This window comes from Stenotrophomonas sp. YJH_SMC_82 (assembly GCF_059368875.1).
Genome location: NZ_JCAFSE010000001.1, coordinates 1210440 through 1225662, shown reverse-complemented (window position 1 = coordinate 1225662; position 15223 = coordinate 1210440). Strand labels below are relative to the sequence as shown.

General features: G+C 68.4%; 16 protein-coding genes. 9 read left to right on the top strand and 7 right to left on the bottom strand.

All coding sequences use genetic code 11. The annotated features are described in order from the left end of the window. Positions 1-409 precede the first annotated feature (409 nt). From AC5P53_RS05445 to rnfB, 4 genes are all read left to right on the top strand, one after another. A complete protein-coding gene (locus AC5P53_RS05445; protein WP_032958676.1) occupies positions 410-853 on the top strand; it encodes a DUF2147 domain-containing protein in 444 nt (147 codons plus the stop codon). A gap of 102 nt (positions 854-955) precedes the next feature. Next, entirely contained in the window at positions 956-3037 is a 2082-nt protein-coding gene (gene metG / locus AC5P53_RS05440; protein ID WP_014647960.1) for a methionine--tRNA ligase, read from the top strand. 78 nt (positions 3038-3115) lie between these two features. Next, positions 3116-3706 (top strand): HAD family hydrolase, encoded by a 591-nt coding sequence (locus tag AC5P53_RS05435; protein ID WP_032958670.1) that lies wholly within the window; start codon positions 3116-3118, stop codon positions 3704-3706. A gap of 25 nt (positions 3707-3731) precedes the next feature. Continuing rightward, complete coding sequence (rnfB, locus tag AC5P53_RS05430; protein WP_014647962.1) at positions 3732-4145, top strand: Rnf electron transport complex subunit RnfB; 414 nt, start codon at positions 3732-3734, stop codon at positions 4143-4145. 50 nt (positions 4146-4195) lie between these two features. Here the strand turns inward: rnfB and AC5P53_RS05425 are convergent, their stop codons facing one another. Beyond that, the gene (locus AC5P53_RS05425) at positions 4196-4543 is read right to left on the bottom strand and encodes a RidA family protein (RefSeq protein WP_005418155.1); all 348 of its coding nucleotides are present in this window, start codon (positions 4541-4543) and stop codon (positions 4196-4198) included. Between the two features lie 192 nt (positions 4544-4735). On the opposite strand from AC5P53_RS05425, the gene mprF reads away from it, so the two are divergent. Next, positions 4736-7300, top strand: a complete 2565-nt coding sequence (gene mprF, locus AC5P53_RS05420) for a bifunctional lysylphosphatidylglycerol flippase/synthetase MprF (RefSeq protein WP_241887557.1) — start codon at positions 4736-4738, stop codon at positions 7298-7300. 124 nt (positions 7301-7424) lie between these two features. On the opposite strand, the gene AC5P53_RS05415 is transcribed toward mprF, so the two are convergent. From AC5P53_RS05415 to AC5P53_RS05400, 4 genes are all read right to left on the bottom strand, one after another. Then, entirely contained in the window at positions 7425-8771 is a 1347-nt protein-coding gene (locus tag AC5P53_RS05415) for a virulence factor family protein (protein ID WP_032958666.1), read from the bottom strand. A 78-nt stretch (positions 8772-8849) separates the two neighbouring features. Beyond that, positions 8850-9467, bottom strand: coding sequence for a DUF998 domain-containing protein (locus AC5P53_RS05410; RefSeq protein WP_241887558.1), 618 nt, complete (start codon positions 9465-9467; stop codon positions 8850-8852). After that, positions 9464-9637, bottom strand: a complete 174-nt coding sequence (locus AC5P53_RS05405; RefSeq protein WP_032958663.1) for an oxidoreductase-like domain-containing protein — start codon at positions 9635-9637, stop codon at positions 9464-9466. Before AC5P53_RS05405 ends, AC5P53_RS05410 begins: the two co-directional genes overlap by 4 nt. Before the next feature lie 49 nt (positions 9638-9686). After that, positions 9687-10289: an HD domain-containing protein gene (locus AC5P53_RS05400; protein ID WP_014647966.1), complete on the bottom strand. Its 603-nt coding sequence runs from the start codon at positions 10287-10289 to the stop codon at positions 9687-9689. 229 nt (positions 10290-10518) lie between these two features. On the opposite strand from AC5P53_RS05400, the gene AC5P53_RS05395 reads away from it, so the two are divergent. Further along, positions 10519-11670: a tetratricopeptide repeat protein gene (locus tag AC5P53_RS05395; protein WP_241887559.1), complete on the top strand. Its 1152-nt coding sequence runs from the start codon at positions 10519-10521 to the stop codon at positions 11668-11670. A gap of 7 nt (positions 11671-11677) precedes the next feature. On the opposite strand, the gene AC5P53_RS05390 is transcribed toward AC5P53_RS05395, so the two are convergent. Then, positions 11678-12013, bottom strand: a complete 336-nt coding sequence (locus AC5P53_RS05390; RefSeq protein WP_010482882.1) for a zinc ribbon domain-containing protein YjdM — start codon at positions 12011-12013, stop codon at positions 11678-11680. Between the two features lie 192 nt (positions 12014-12205). On the opposite strand from AC5P53_RS05390, the gene AC5P53_RS05385 reads away from it, so the two are divergent. The 3 genes from AC5P53_RS05385 to AC5P53_RS05375 all read left to right on the top strand — a co-directional run bounded on the left by AC5P53_RS05385 (position 12206) and on the right by AC5P53_RS05375 (position 14284). Next, positions 12206-13567 carry an Hsp70 family protein gene (locus AC5P53_RS05385; RefSeq protein WP_241887560.1) on the top strand — a complete coding sequence of 454 codons (1362 nt, stop codon included), beginning with the start codon at positions 12206-12208 and terminating at the stop codon, positions 13565-13567. Between the two features lie 229 nt (positions 13568-13796). Beyond that, positions 13797-14090: a YkgJ family cysteine cluster protein gene (locus tag AC5P53_RS05380; protein WP_053462562.1), complete on the top strand. Its 294-nt coding sequence runs from the start codon at positions 13797-13799 to the stop codon at positions 14088-14090. Positions 14091-14101: 11 nt separating this feature from the next. After that, positions 14102-14284, top strand: a complete 183-nt coding sequence (locus AC5P53_RS05375; RefSeq protein ID WP_005410566.1) for a hypothetical protein — start codon at positions 14102-14104, stop codon at positions 14282-14284. Between the two features lie 49 nt (positions 14285-14333). On the opposite strand, the gene AC5P53_RS05370 is transcribed toward AC5P53_RS05375, so the two are convergent. Further along, positions 14334-15215, bottom strand: coding sequence for a DUF4097 family beta strand repeat-containing protein (locus AC5P53_RS05370; RefSeq protein ID WP_227864131.1), 882 nt, complete (start codon positions 15213-15215; stop codon positions 14334-14336). Positions 15216-15223: the final 8 nt, after the last annotated feature.

Sequence of the window (15223 nt, the reverse complement as noted above, 5' to 3'; positions counted from 1 at the left end):
GGGTCAGATCCCTTTTCCGTCGGAAAAGGGATCTGTCCCTATCGCCGCCACCGGAAACGTCATCCACGCATGGCATGGATCTGTGTCGACCAAGGTCGACACCCACCAACCGCACCAGCACCGGCAGATCGCCGGAAACTGTCGAAGGCGGGGCATTGTGGGTTTGCGGGGTGTGAGCCGCATGGATGCGGCGACCAAGCCCCCAGGGACGGGTTTACGGCGGCCCCGCAAACCCACAGTGCCCCGCCATCCCTCAGCAAGTCCGCTTTTGCTGTTGCTCCGGCTGTTGCGGCTGCCTCTGCAGGTGCAGGGCGCAGCCCTGCAAAGCCCCCCTTCCCCATACCCCGCCGAATGGGTATACAGTCGACCCATGCCGGCACCGTGCCGGAATGAACCCTGGGAGGGGACCATGCGCAACACCTTCAAGACCCTGCTGCTGGCACTGCCGCTGTGCCTGGCCGCCCTGTCGGCCCAGGCCGCCGACGGCGCCGCCGGCCGCTGGAAGACCATCGACGACAAGACCGGCAAGGTGAAGTCGATCGTCGAGATCAGCCAAGCCGCCAACGGCACCCTGACCGGCAAGGTGGTCGACATCCTGCACTCGGACAAGGGCCCGAACCCGGTCTGCGATGGATGTGAAGGCGCCAACAGGAACAAGCCGGTGAAGGGCATGACCATCCTCTGGAACCTGAAGGCCGATGGCGCCAACAAGTGGTCCGGCGGCACCATCCTCGACCCGGCCAACGGCAAGACCTACAAGTCGAAGATGGAGCTGCAGCCGGGTGGCACCAGGCTGGACGTGTCCGGCTGCATCGCCTTCATCTGCCGCGCGCAGACCTGGCAGCGCGAATAAGCGCCCCGGCCCCCGCTTCATCCCCGTGACCCGGCCCCGGCCGGGTCACGTCGTTGCGGGCATGCGATACTCTGCGGTTCCCCTCGGCTTCACCCCGCGACCATGACCCGTACCGCGCTCGTCACCACCGCCCTGCCCTACGCCAACGGCCCGCTGCATCTGGGCCACCTGGTCGGCTACATCCAGGCCGACATCTGGGTGCGTGCGCGGCGAATGAGCGGCGGCAAGGCCTGGTTCGTCTGCGCCGACGACACCCACGGCACGCCGATCATGCTGGCCGCGGAAAAGGCCGGGGTCACCCCGGAAACCTTCATCGCCAACATCCAGGCCAGCCACGAACGTGACTTCGCCGCCTTCGGCGTGGCCTTCGACCACTACGACTCGACCAACTCGGCGGCCAACAAGGCACTGACCGAGCAGTTCTACCTGAAGCTGGAAGCGGCCGGCCACATCAGCCGCCGTTCGGTCGCCCAGTTCTACGACCCGGCCAAGGGCATGTTCCTGCCCGACCGCTACGTCAAGGGCATCTGCCCGAACTGCGGCAGCCCCGACCAGTACGGCGACAACTGCGAAGTCTGCGGCGCGACCTATGCACCGACCGACCTGAAGGAGCCGCGTTCGGTCATCTCCGGCGCCACGCCGGAAATGCGCGATTCGGAGCACTTCTTCTTCGAGGTGGGCCACTTCGATGCATTCCTGCGCGAATGGCTGGCCGGCGATGTCGCCCTGCCGGGCGTGAAGGCCAAGCTGGGTGAGTGGCTCAACGCCGAAGGTGGCCTGCGCGCGTGGGACATCTCGCGCGATGCGCCGTACTTCGGTTTCCAGATTCCCGGCCAGCCGGGCAAGTACTTCTATGTCTGGCTGGATGCGCCGATCGGCTACCTGTCCAGCTTCCAGACCCTGTGCGGCAAGCTCGGCGAAGACTTCGAAGCGCACCTGCGCGCCGGCACCGCCACCGAACTGCACCACTTCATCGGCAAGGACATCGTCAACTTCCACGGCCTGTTCTGGCCGGCGGTGCTGCACGGTACCGGCCACCGCGCGCCGACCCGCCTGCACGTCAACGGCTACCTGACCGTGGACGGTGCCAAGATGAGCAAATCGCGCGGCACCTTCGTGATGGCGCGTACCTTCCTCGATGCCGGCCTGGAGCCGGAAGCGCTGCGCTACTACTACGCCGCCAAGTCCGGCGGTGGCGTCGACGATCTTGACCTGAACCTGGGTGATTTCATCGCCCGCGTCAACGCCGACCTGGTCGGCAAGTTCGTCAACCTGGCCAGCCGCTGCGCCGGCTTCATCAGCAAGCGCTTCGACGGCCAGCTGGCCGCGCAGCTGCCCGACGCGGCGCAGTACCAGCGCTTCGTCGACGGCCTGGCGCCGATCCGCGAAGCCTACGAGCGCAACGACCCGGCTGCGGCGATCCGCCTGACCATGACCCTGGCCGACGAAGCCAACCGCTACATCGACGACGTCAAGCCGTGGGTCATCGCCAAGCAGGAAGGCGCCGACGCGCAGCTGCAGGCCGTGTGCAGCCAGGGCCTGAACCTGTTCCGCGTGCTGGTCACCGCACTGAAGCCGGTGCTGCCGGCCACCGCCGCGCAGGCCGAGGCCTTCCTGGCCGCGCCGGTCAATGACTGGACCGAACTGGCACAGCCGCTGCTGGGCCACCGCATCACCGACTACACCCCGCTGTTCACCCGTATCGACCCGAAGAAGATTGACGCCATGATCGACGCCTCCAAGGACACCCTGCAGCCGGCCGCCGCTGCCGCCCCCGCCGCCAGGACCGACGCCGCCAAGCCGGCCACACCGGCCCCGGCCAAGGACGACGCGAAGAGCGCCGATGCTCCGGCCTATATCGGCATCGACGATTTCGCCAAGCTCGACCTGCGCATCGGCAAGGTGCTGGTGTGCGAGTTCGTGGAAGGTTCGGACAAGCTGCTGCGCTTCGAACTGGATGCCGGCGAACTGGGCAAGCGCCAGATCTTCTCCGGCATCCGTGGCAGCTACGGCGAGCCGGAAGCCCTGGTCGGTCGCAGCGTGGTGTTCATCGCCAACCTGGCCCCGCGCAAGATGCGCTTCGGCCTGAGCGAAGGCATGATCCTGTCGGCCGGTTTCGACGGCGGCGCGCTGGCGCTGCTGGACGCCGACAGCGGCGCGCAGCCGGGCATGCCGGTCCGCTGATGCCTGCAGCGGGCGCGGCCACCGCCGCGCCTGCCGGCAGCATCGGCCAGCGGAGGCAACGCGATGGGAAGCAATGGAATGGAACTGGCGCTGTTCGACTTCGACCACACCGTGACCACCTGCGATACCTATGGCCGTTTCCTGCGCCGCGTGGCCACCGCCGAACAGCTGGCGCAGGCGTGGTGGAAGGTCGGCCCGTGGCTGGCCGCATACAAGCTGAAACTGATCTCGGCCGAACGCATCCGTGCACGCGTCACCCGCCTGACCTTCAGCAACCGCCACAGCGATGACATCGCCACGCTGGCCGCAGGCTTCTCGCGTGAGTTCCTGCCCGAGGTGGTGCGCCCGGAAATGCTGGAGCAGATCCGCTGGCACAGGGAACAGCAGCATACCGTGGTGATCGTGTCCGGCTCGCTCGACCTGTACCTGCGGCCATGGTGCGAGCAGCTGGGCCTGCAGCTGATCTGCAACCGGCTGGAAAGCCAGGACGGCCGCCTGACCGGTCGCTATGCCGGTGGCGACTGCGGCCCGCGCAAGGTCGAGCACATCCGTCGCCAGTTCGATCTGTCCCGCTACGTGCGCATCCATGCCTACGGTGACAGTTCCGAAGACAAGCCGATGCTGGCGCTGGCCCACGAGCGCTGGTTCCGTGGCAAACCCCTGAAGTAACCCCGACGCGCAGCCTTCGCCACGCATGAGCCTGATCCCGCCCCTGACCGAACGCCTCGACCGCCTGCTGCCGCAGACCCAATGCGGGCAGTGCGGCTACGACGGCTGCCGCCCATATGCGCAGGCGATGGCGCGCGGCGAGGTGGGCGTGGACCGCTGCCCGCCGGGCGGCGATGCCGGCGCGCGCGCGCTGGCGCAGGTACTGGGCGTGCCTGCCATTCCGTTTGATCGTTCGCGTGGCGAACACAAGGTGCCGCAGGTGGCGCTGATCGTGGAAGCCGACTGCATCGGCTGCACCAAGTGCATCCAGGCCTGCCCGGTGGACGCCATCGTCGGCGGCGCCAAGTACATGCACACGGTCATCGCCGATCTGTGCACCGGTTGCGAACTGTGCATTCCGCCGTGCCCGGTGGACTGCATCGAGTTGCTGCCCCTGTAACAGGGGTCGGATCCCTTTCCGCGGGAAAGGGATCCGACCCTATCCCGCAGTTATGGCACGGCCGCCGTCACCACGATCTCGACCTTCCACTCGGCGTGGGCCAGCTTGGCTTCGAAGGTTGCGCGGGCCGGGGTCGCGCCCTCGACCACCCACTCGTCCCACGCCTTGTTCATGCCGTCGAAGTCGGCGATATCGGCCAGGAACACTTCCGCGCGCAGCACGTGCTGGCGATCACTGGCGACCAGTGCCAGCAGCTTGTCGATCTCCGCCAGCACCTGCCGGGTCTGCCCGGTGATGTCCTGGCTGGTGTCTTCCGGAATCTGGCCGGAGAGGTAGGCGACCTTGTTGTACACGGTCATTTCGGACATGCGCGGTCCGACGTCGTAACGCTCCATCATGGGCGTGGCTCCTGCGGGTGATCAGGCCTGCATTGTCCTCCAATCCGGTCGACGGTGGGTGCACGGGCACCTTCCGCGACACGTCACTACCGGGCTCCGACGGTCCCACTGGTCAAATGACGATGACAGGCGCACGATGCGCCACGCCCGCGTTGACACCGCCCTCGCCCCTCCTGCCGCACCCTTGCGCCGATGACCGTCCCCGTCGATTCCACCACTGCCCCTTCCACGCCAGCCTGGAAGCGGGTTGCCACCATCGTCATCCCGCTGCTGATCCTCGCCCTGGCCCTGCACGGCCTGGCCAACGAGTTCGACGAGCACGGCTACCGGGCCATCCGCCAGGCGTTCCGCCAGCTCAGTGGCATGCAGATCGCGCTCACCGTGGTACTCGGCCTGGCCAGTTACGCCTGCCTGATCGGCTTCGATGCCATCGGCCTGCGTCGCAGCGGCATCCGCGTGCACCCTGCGCGAGTCGGCATCACCGCGTTCCTTGCGCACACGCTGGGCCAGACCGTGGGCTTTGCCGCGTTGACCGGCGGCGCGGTGCGCCTGCGTGGCTACCGCAGCGCCGGCCTGGACCTGGCGCAGATCGGCCAGGTGGTGCTGATGAGCACGCTCGGCTTCGTGTTCGGGGCATGGCTGCTGATCAGCGTGGCACTGTGCATGGAACCTGCAGCGGCAGCGTTGGCATTGCCATTGAATCCCGATGCCGTGCGCATCGTCGGCATCGTCGCCCTGCTCGCATATCTCGGCACCGTGCTGCTGGTCGGCCGCGATGGACGGCAGTTCAGCGTGTTCGGCCATGCGTTGTGGCTGCCCGACCGCCGCACCATGATCGGCGTCACCGTGCTGAGCGTGATCGAACTGGTGCTGGCCAGTGCCGCGTTCTACGTGCTGCTGCCGGACTCCACGCCGACCGGACTGCCCGGCTTCGTCGGCCTGTACCTGGTGGCCGTGCTGGCCGGCCTGGTCTCGACCGTGCCCGCCGGCCTTGGCGTGTTCGAGTGGAGCCTGCTGAAGCTGTTACCGCAGGTGGCACCGGCGGCGGTGCTGGCAGCGGCGCTGATCTACCGCGTCACCTACTACGTGCTGCCGCTGGTGCTGGCCACCCTGCTCGCGCTCGCGCCCGCCCTGCGCCAACCGCTGCAGGCCAGCGCCGGGGCAACCCGTGCGGGCTGGAACGCGCTGCGCCCGTGGCTGCCGCAGATCATCGCGCTGGCGGTGTTCAGCATCGGCGCCGCACTGGTCATCGACGGCACGCTGCCGACGCCACGCCGTCACCTGGTCAATGCCTCGCTGCCGATCCTGGAGACCTCGCACCTGATCGGCAGCCTCAGCGGCGTCGCACTGCTGCTGATCGGCCAGGGCCTGGCCCGGCGCAGCCACGCCGCGTGGGTGCTGGCGATGGCGGTGTGCATGATCACCCCGCTGCCGCTGTGGCTGCGGGGTGGCCAACTGTTGATCGCCGTCTCGGCAGTGCTGGTTGCGATGGCACTGTGGGCCGCACGTCGCGAGTTCTACCGTCAGGGCGCGCTGCTGGACGAAGCCTGGTCATGGCCGTGGCTGCGCAACCTCGGCCTGGTGCTGGTCGCGGTCACCTGGCTGCTGTTCTTCACCTACAGCCATGTCGAGTACCAGAACGAGCTGTGGTGGCAGTTTGCGATATCCGGCAACGCACCACGCGCGCTGCGCGCGTTGCTGGTCGTGGCGATCGCGCTGGTGATGTTCGGCCTGGCGCGGCTGCTGCACAGCACGCGCAGCCCGCTGCCAGCCGCCGACGAGGCCACGCTGCAATCACTGGCGCCGGTACTGGCCGGTGCCACCGATACCCAGGCCTGCCTGGTGCTGACCGCCGACAAGGCGGTGCTGCGCGACGAGGCGAAACAGGGCTTCGTGATGATGCAGCGCTACGGCGGTTCGCTGATCGCGATGGGCGATCCCGTCGGCCCGCCGGAGGTCGCCCGCGCATTGATCTGGCGCTTCCGCGAGGAAGCCGACCGGCTCGGCCTGCGCCCGGTGTTCTACCAGGTCGGCGAGTCCTACTGGCAGACCTACCTCGACCTGGGCCTGGGCCTGGTCAAGCTGGGCGAAGAAGCGATGGTGCCGCTGCACGATTTCGGCCTGGAAGGCCGCGAACGTGCGGACCTGCGCCAGGCCTGGAACCGCGGCAAGCGCGGCGGCCTGTCCTTCCGTGTGGCACCGGTGGAGGAAATTCCCAGCCTGCTGCCGCGCCTGCACGCGATCTCCAACGCGTGGCTGGAAGACAAGGCCGGCGACGAAAAGGGCTTTTCGCTGGGCAGCTACGACCCGGATTACCTGGTGCGGTTCCCGGTGGCACTGGTCGAGGCCGAAGGCCAGATCGTGGCGTTCGCCAACCTGTGGCAGGCGCCGGCCGGTGCCGAGCTGTCGGTGGACCTGATGCGCCACGTCAACGAGGCGCCGAAGGGCACGATGGACTTCCTCTTCATCGAGCTGTTCCTGTGGGGCCGCGCGCAGGGCTATGCACGCTTCTCGCTGGGCATGGCGCCACTGTCCGGGCTGGCACAGCATCGCCTGGCCGGCCGCTGGAACCGCCTGGCCGGCCTGCTGGCGCGGCATGGCGAACGCTTCTACGGCTTCAGTGGCCTGCGCCGCTTCAAGTCGAAGTTCGACCCGCAGTGGCGGCCACGCTATCTCGCTGCGCCGGGTGGCATGCACCTGCCGGCCGCACTGCTGGATGCCACGCGCCTGATCTCGCTGGACCCGCGGCGCAACTGACGCCCCGTACCACCAGGCATACCCGGCGCCACCTGCCGCCCGGTAGGTGTCGACCTTGGTCGACACGCTCATCCCCAAGGCGCCCTCAGCCCCAGCGCCGACCAAGGTCGGCGTCTACCAAGCGCTACATACCGCCCTTGAGGATCACCTCGGCCAGCCGATCATAGTCACCACCGAAATGGTGGTCACCCGGCAGCTTCACCTTCTTCACACCGTCATTGGCCGGCAGGTCCGGGCACAGTGCGTCCTCATCCTTGTCGCCGTACACGCACAGCGTTTTCTCCGCCGGCAGTCTGGCCACTTCCGGCGCGATCGGCAGGCCGTCGCCGCCGCCGCCCAGCCAGTTGCTGACGTGGAACTCGAAGTCGGCCTTCTTGCCTACCGACAGCAGCACGATGCGATCCAGCGCTGCACGGGTATCGGCATCGAGCTGGTTGATGGTCGCCGGCAGCACGTCGGCCCCCTGCGAGAAACCGATCAGCATCACCTTGTCGCGGTGCCACTGCTGGCGGTAGTGATCGATGATCTTCTGCAGGTCAGCAGCGAAGCCCTTCGGCGTGCGCTCGCTCCAGAAGTAGCGCAGCGAGTCGATGCCGACCACGGCCACGCCGTGCTCGTTGAGCGACGACGCCACGTCCTTGTCCAGGCCGGCCCAGCCACCATCACCGGAGACGAACACGGCCAGCGTGTCGCCGTTGCCGGTCGACGGTACTTCCACCACCGGCAGGCCCTTCAGCGCGGCCGGCGGCGGTGCCAGGCTGACGCCTGCCTGCGCACCCATCACCCGCGCTGCAGCCACCAGGCCCGGTGAGGCATCACCACGCGCCGTGCGCTTGAACTCGCGCGCCATCGCCACCTGCTGCACGAAACCGCTGGCCTCGCCCGCCTTGCAGCCGTGATCACCGGCTGCACTCAACCACGGGAAGTTCAGTTCGGCGGGTTGCAGCGTGTTGCGCTTCACGCCATCGCCGCAGACCATGCGCTCGTGGTTGTGGTCCGGGCAGAAACCAGTGGTGAGCAGGCCGGCGAACACCTGCGTATCGGCCTGCGCAGCCAGCGCATAGGCCATTTCAGCGCCTTCGCCATCGCCGCCGACCAGCGGCAGGTGGTACCCGGGCAGATGCAGCGAGGCCTGCAGCCAGCGCGAGAAATTCTCGACATCGCCGGAACCGAACGAACAGGTCGGGTTGCCTTCGCGCTTGAGCACGCCGCGCAGGTGCGCGATGTCCACGGCGGCGACCATCGCACCGTCGGCACGCAGGGCCTCGATCGGCAGACGGCTGGTATCGCCACCGGGAGTCGGTTCGTGGAACCAGATCACCACCCGCTGCGGGGTACCGGCCGGCATATGCACCGGAATCTGTTCGAACCGCCCGTGGCTGAACTGCTGCACGGTCGCTGCCGCGGTTGCCGGCAGTGCGGCCAGCGCCAGCACCACGCCCATTACCCTGCCCAGCCCTGCACGCTTCATATCGCAGCCCCGATGGAATGCGCACACGATACGCTGCCTCCACGTGCACGGCACGTACCGGTGCAGGCCGTTGGGGTTTCAGCAGGCTGCGGCGCGACGACTGCGCCGATACAGCGCCAGCGCCAGATACAGCAGCCAGCCCACGATCACCACGATCACCACTTTCTGCCCCAGCCCGCGCGGCGGCCCGCCACGCCACAGCACGTGCAGCCACAGCAGCACGAAGGCCAGCCAGGCCCAGCCCCAGAGCAGGCCGGCGGCGGATTGCCAGCCCGGTTCGCGGCGCAGGTACCAGGCCTGCAGCAGCATGCCGACGCTGGCACACAGGAACGCAGTGTTGGCCGCCAACCCGTGGATGAACGGTGCCAGCAGCGGGGTTCCTTCGGGCAGCCAGCTGTCACCGATGGCGACCGTGGCCAGGCCCAGCGCCGAGACCGTGAACAGCAGCGGCGCCGCCGCGCTGCGCCGCGGGCCGATGCTGCCGCGATAAAGGGCGATGCCGAGCAGGGTGATCGCCAGTGCCAGCAGGCAGTACGCCGCACGCAACGCCAGCCCCCACGGCCCGTGCAGGTAGAGGCTGAGCGTGGCCCGCACCCAGTCCAGGTCGGTGCGTGCGAACTGGGTCCACAGCGCGGTAACCAGGAACAGAACCAGGGCGGCCAGCGCCAGCAGCGCCGCCGGACGCGCGCGGCTCATGCGGAGGCCTCCGGGTGCCGCGCCTGCCATTCGGCCAACGCCTTGCGATAGCGCTGCAGTTCGTCGGCATACAGGTCCAGCACGCACAGCGGGCAACCGCTGCCACAGCATTCGTTGGGACCGGGCTCTTCCGGCGGCAGCGGACGGGGATCGGGATCAGGGACGGACACGGTTGGAAGCGGCAATCGGTGGAAACGGGCCCCAGTGTAGCGGGCTGGCTCAGCGACCCAGCTGCCGCCGCAGGTTGTCGCGCGCGGCCGCGTCGAGGCGCTGGTGGAAGAACTCGCTGAGGAAGATGCGCGGTGCGCGCAGCAGGCCCTGCAGGAAACGGCGGCGGCCAGCGCGATACAGGAAGCCCGGCACCACGCCCTTGTACTCTTCGGCCACGCCCCGGTCATAGGCGGTGAACACCGGTTCCGGCGCGGCCAGGATCGCCATGTCGCAGTCCAGGAACAGCGCGGCCTCGGCATCGACATCGTCCGGGCCGAGCGCGCCATGGCGGGCGGTCAGCAGGATCAGCTGCTCGACCCGGGCGGCATCGACAGCGGCGAGTTCCGGCGCCTGCGTGATCGCCTGCAGGGCCATCTGCGCCGAACGTGCTTCGTTGTCCTTTCGCCCCGCCACGTAGATCGCATCGTGGTAGAGCACGGCCAGGTAGACCTCGGCCGGCTGCTGCCAGCCGGGGCCGTCGGCAACCTCCTGGCAGTGCTGCAGCACCGCGCGCACGTGGCCGAAGTGATGGTAGGCGCGTGGTGGCGTTGCATAGCTGTCCTGCAGCGCCTGCCACTGCGCCGGAGCGAGCGTCAGCGGGGAAAAGTCCATGCCCGGATCATCCCGCCTGCGCGGTTGACGGGCAAGCTGTCGCTTTTTTCACCACGTCCTCACAACGCCCTTCGCACTAGGCCGCAACGCGGTTGTCCACAGCTTTCCCGAGCGCTGGTCCACACCGGTTGTGGATGAACGTGCGGACCGACCAACGGTCGCTGCAGCGGTGCGCGCACAGGTCTACACTCGCCTCAGGCGGGAGCGCCCGCCGCTGCCGGGAGCCGTCATGTACCGTCCTGCCGCCCGATTCGTTCTGCTCGCACTGGCCGCATTGGCAGCACCGTCCGCGATCGCACAGGATCATCCGGGAACGGCCGCGCCGCTGGCCGTTGCCAGCACCGCCACTCCGGCGATACCGACGCCGCAGCAGGTGTTCGCGATTCCACCGGCGATGCGCGACATGCTGCGCACGCAGGTGATCAATCACGGTTACTCCCGCGAGCAGCGCCTGCAGGCGCTGGTGGAGATGATCTTCGACCGCCACGGCCTGGACCTGCAGTACGACGCCGATGCGACCTTCACCGTCAGCGAGATCTGGCAGCAGCGGCGCGCCAACTGCCTGGCCTTTACCCTGATGTTCGTCGCGCTGGCACGCGAAGCCGGCATCCAGGCACGCGTGCAGGAAGTCGGCCAGGTCGTGTCGTGGTACCAGGACCAGGCCCAGGGCCTGGTCTACAGCGTCGGCCACGTCAATGCCGGGGTCGGCTTCGCCGGCCGCTTCGCCACCGTCGATCTGGATCGCAACGTGCTGTACGACCGCCGCGGGCCGCTGCCGATCAGCCAGGCACGGGCATTGGCACACTTCTACAACAACCGCGGCGCCGAACGCATGGCCAGCGGCGATCTGGTGGGTGCACGCACCTTCTTCAATGCCGCGCTGGCACAGGACAACAGCTTCGCCGCCACCTGGAACAACCTGGGCGTGCTGGAAAACCGTACGGGCGATACCGCCGCCGCGCGCCGGGCATTGGAAACGGCGCTGCGACTGGACGGCCGCCAGGACGCTGCACTGACCAACGCCAGCGCGCTGTACCGGAAGCTGGGCATGGTCATGCAGGCGCAGGCGCTGGAGCAGCGCCTGCAGTCGGTGCAGCGCGAGGATCCGTTCGCGCAGTACATGCTCGGCGCCGAGGCCGAACGCGCCGGCCGACTGGATCAGGCGATCCGCTATTACCGGCAGGCCGTGCGCCTGTACGACACCGCACACCAGTTCCACTTCGGGCTGGCGCGGGCCTATTTCCTGGCCGGCCAGCTCAGGCGCGCCGATCGTGAACTGCTGCGCGCGCAGGCGCTGGGCGGTGCCCCGCAGCAGGCGCGCTACCAGGCCAAGCTGGACAGCCTGGCCCGCTGGCGCGCACAGCAGCAGGCCAGGCGCTGAAGGCCGGTCAGGCCTTCTTGAGGAAGCAGGTCTTCAGGACCAGGCCCTTTATCTTGTCCGAGTTGCCTTCGATGTGCTCGGCATCGTCCTCGACCAGGCGGATGTTGCGGATCACGGTGCCCTGCTTGAGCGGGATCGAGGAACCCTTCACCTTCAGGTCCTTGATCACGGTGACGGTGTCACCGGCCTGCAGGGTATTGCCGTTGCTGTCACGCACGACCAGGGTCGAACCGGCACTTTCCTCGGCGGTCCATTCGAAGCCGCAGTCGGCGCAGATCCACAGCGCGCCATCGGCATAGGTGTTTTCCAGGGTGCACTGCGGGCAGGCGGGGGCAGAAGACATCAGCAAGTACCTCAAAGTGAATCAACAGCCGCCATTGTAACCGCCCGGCTCGCCTGCCCTTTTCCGGGCGGCGCCCGGCTCCCGGCTTGACCCGATCCGGCCTCCCGATACGGAATGGGAGGCCGCAGGAACTTGCAGTCGGCGGCGAACTGCAGCAGAGTGCGCGGCCCCTGATCGCCCCCGGAACTCCCCATGCGCCTCGGCATCGACTTCGGTACCAGCAACTCCGCCGCCGCCATCGTGCATGAGGGAACACTGCTGCCGATCCGCTTCGGCGACGCCGAGCAGTTCCGCACCAGTGTGTACTTCCCCGGCGTGGTGCCCGACCCGGACGACTTCCAGCTCGACGACGGCCAGGAACACCAGCTGCAGCAGATGATCGACAGCGCCGCGCGCGCGGCGCGCGCCGCCGGCCAGGAACGCACGCCGCAGGCGCTGCGCCGCGAAGCCCTGCGCGCGCTGCGCCGGGAATGGATGGAAGCCCGCGCCGGCAAGGAACGCAGCGCCAACGACCTGCTGCAGAACGCGGTCTACGGCGACGAAGCGCTGGAAGCCTATTTCGAGGAACACGAAGGCAACCTGGTGCAGAGCCCGAAGTCGATGCTCGGCTACAACCTGCACCCGCGCGCGAAGCAGACCATCACCGGCATCGCCGCGCACATCCTCGAACACATCCGCCTGACCGCCAGTGCCCAGCTCGGCCGGCCGCTGCGCGCCGCCCTGCTCGGGCGCCCGGTGCAGTTCCGCAGTTCGATCGGCGCAGCCGGCAACGACCAGGCGCTGGACATCCTGCGTGAAGCGGCCACCCAGGCCGGCTTCGACCAGGTTGATTTCCTCGAGGAGCCAGCCGCGGCGGCCATGCATTACCACGCCGAAAGCCGCGAGCGGCACCAGGCGGTGATCGTCGATATCGGCGGCGGCACCACCGACATCGCCCATGCCGAAGTCGGCGGCGACGACGCCCCGCGCATCCACCGCGCCTGGGGTATCGCCCGCGGCGGTACCGACATCGACCTGGCGCTGAGCCTGTCCAGCTACATGCCGCTGTTCGGCCGCGGCATCACCCGCGTGCCGGCCCACCACTACGTGGAAGCGGCCACCGTGCAGGACATGACCCGCCAGCGCGACTTCCGCCTGCACAAGTACGACCATGTCGACGCGCCCTGGGGCGAGCGCCTGCAGGCCCTGCAGGACACCGGCAACACCGCCCGCCTGTACCGTGACGTGGAACGCGCCAAGATCGCCCTCAGCGCTGCCAGCGAGCACCGCAGCACGCTGGACTACATCGCCCGCGACCTGCATGCCGACAGCAGCGCCGACGGCCTGGCCGCCGCCGCCCATGGCTACCTGGAGCAGATCCGCGAGCTGCTGGCCCAGGTCCGCAGCGACATCGGCGGCGACCCGGATGCCGTGTTCCTGACCGGTGGCATGTCCCGCGCCGGCTACCTGCGCCAGGCGGTGGCGGCCGCCTTCCCGGGCGCCCGCATGGTCCACGGCGAGCCCTCGCTGGGCGTGGTCCAGGGCCTTGCGCTGGCGGCAGCCAGCCAGGATTAACAAAACGTTACGCGGTCTAAGTTACTCTTGGTCGGCTAGAACCCTGCTGCCCCTTCCACCGGCCATGCCGGTGTGTGTCCACGGTGCAGCCTGGCCCGCCCAGCGGGCCTAGCGGCCATGCCTTCCTGGCTCGTTCATGGTCCGCGCAGCACCTGAGCCGCCATTGAGACCCGCTTTGGGCACCCGCCAGGCCCCTGAGGCCTTACAACCTGACGCAGCACCTGCACCCATCGACTGCCGCCGTTGTGACGCGGTCTGTTGCCGGTTGCCCGTGCTGCTGCAGCCCGGCGACCACGTGCCCGGCCAGTTCCTGTCACGCGACACCCACGGCCGTGCCGTGATGGCGCGCAACGAGGAAGGCTGGTGCGCGGCGATCGATCCCTATCACCTGCGCTGCACGATCTATTCGCAGCGCCCGGCGATCTGCCGCCAGTTCTCGATGGGCGGCGATGACTGCCGCCGCGAGCGGCAGGACTACCTGCGCCAGGCCGATGCCTGGGCGCTTTCCTCCCCTTCCACCTGACAGGAGCAACCATGCCCCGCAAGGCAAAGACCCCCGCGAAGGCCAGCAACAGCATCCGCAGCGAACGCAAGGGCGCGGCCGCCAGCACCGTGGTCAGCAGCGATTCGATCGCTTCGGACCTGGCAGCGTTCCGCAAGGCCGGTGGCAAGATCGAAGTCCTCGGCACTACCTGGGCGCTGAAGAAAGCCAGCTGACCCAGCTCCGACCGCGGCGGCGCTGCCGCCGCGGCCTGCCGGACCGCGCTCAGCGATCCAGGCGTACCCGCACACTGCCCGAATGCGACTGGATGCGGATGTCACCGTCGCCATTGCCGAGCCGAGTATCGAGATGGCTGCCGGGGCCGTAGCGCGGCCGTTCCACCTGGCCGGCGTCGCTGTTGATCGACCCGCTGAAGCTGTTCACCGACAGCTGCGCCGAAACCGTGCGTGGCAGGCGCAGGTTGACCGACGCGCTCACCGATTCGACATTGATACGGCCCCCCGGCGCCAGCCCGGCCGCCGACAGGTCGATGCTGCCCGACACGGTTTCCACCGCCAGCCGCTGCACCCGCCCGGCATCGACCTCGACCCGGCCGGATACCGTCTGTGCACCGATGTCACCGGACACGCCGCCGCCGGCTTCGATGCGGCCACTGACCGTGTTCACGTCCAGCTTCGGCGTCTGCAGGCGCGCGATGACACCGCCGCTGACCGTATTGAGCTTGCTGTCGCCGCTGCGACCGGAGGCGCTCAGGCTGCCGCTGACCGTGTCGGCCTGCAGGCGGCGCACATCGATGCCGCTGATGTCCTGGCTGGCACTGACCGTACTCAGCAGCAGTTCCACCGAGCGCGGCACGTTCAGCACCAGCGTCGCGCCGCCGTTGTTGTTGCGACGCGGATACTCGATCTCCCAGCGCACGCGGTTGGCACTCTTCTCCTGGCGCAGCTGCAGGCCATCGCTTAGCGTACCGGTGAGCTGCACGTCGTTGCGGTCCCAGCCACGCACGCTCACTTTGCCGGCCACGTTGCTCAGTTCGATGCGGCCGCCGGCGGCCAGGTTGTGGCGCTCGTCGATCCGTGTGTCAGCCAGGGCCACCGCGGGCAGCAGCAACAGCGCGGCGCAGCAGGTCAACAGGGTTCGTGTCATCGGGGGTC

Bases quoted from the DNA above. Each gene is read 5' to 3' on its own strand.
- AC5P53_RS05385 (WP_241887560.1), top strand. From the start codon at position 12,206: ATGCGCCTCGGCATCGACTTCGGTACCAGCAACTCCGCCGCCGCCATC.
- AC5P53_RS05395 (WP_241887559.1), top strand. From the start codon at position 10,519: ATGTACCGTCCTGCCGCCCGATTCGTTCTGCTCGCACTGGCCGCATTG.
- AC5P53_RS05445 (WP_032958676.1), top strand. From the start codon at position 410: ATGCGCAACACCTTCAAGACCCTGCTGCTGGCACTGCCGCTGTGCCTG.
- AC5P53_RS05410 (WP_241887558.1), bottom strand. From the start codon at position 9,467: ATGAGCCGCGCGCGTCCGGCGGCGCTGCTGGCGCTGGCCGCCCTGGTT.
- AC5P53_RS05400 (WP_014647966.1), bottom strand. From the start codon at position 10,289: ATGGACTTTTCCCCGCTGACGCTCGCTCCGGCGCAGTGGCAGGCGCTG.
- AC5P53_RS05415 (WP_032958666.1), bottom strand. From the start codon at position 8,771: ATGAAGCGTGCAGGGCTGGGCAGGGTAATGGGCGTGGTGCTGGCGCTG.
- metG (WP_014647960.1), top strand. From the start codon at position 956: ATGACCCGTACCGCGCTCGTCACCACCGCCCTGCCCTACGCCAACGGC.
- AC5P53_RS05390 (WP_010482882.1), bottom strand. From the start codon at position 12,013: ATGTCTTCTGCCCCCGCCTGCCCGCAGTGCACCCTGGAAAACACCTAT.
- AC5P53_RS05425 (WP_005418155.1), bottom strand. From the start codon at position 4,543: ATGATGGAGCGTTACGACGTCGGACCGCGCATGTCCGAAATGACCGTG.
- rnfB (WP_014647962.1), top strand. From the start codon at position 3,732: ATGAGCCTGATCCCGCCCCTGACCGAACGCCTCGACCGCCTGCTGCCG.
- AC5P53_RS05370 (WP_227864131.1), bottom strand. From the start codon at position 15,215: ATGACACGAACCCTGTTGACCTGCTGCGCCGCGCTGTTGCTGCTGCCC.
- AC5P53_RS05375 (WP_005410566.1), top strand. From the start codon at position 14,102: ATGCCCCGCAAGGCAAAGACCCCCGCGAAGGCCAGCAACAGCATCCGC.
- AC5P53_RS05435 (WP_032958670.1), top strand. From the start codon at position 3,116: ATGGAACTGGCGCTGTTCGACTTCGACCACACCGTGACCACCTGCGAT.
- mprF (WP_241887557.1), top strand. From the start codon at position 4,736: ATGACCGTCCCCGTCGATTCCACCACTGCCCCTTCCACGCCAGCCTGG.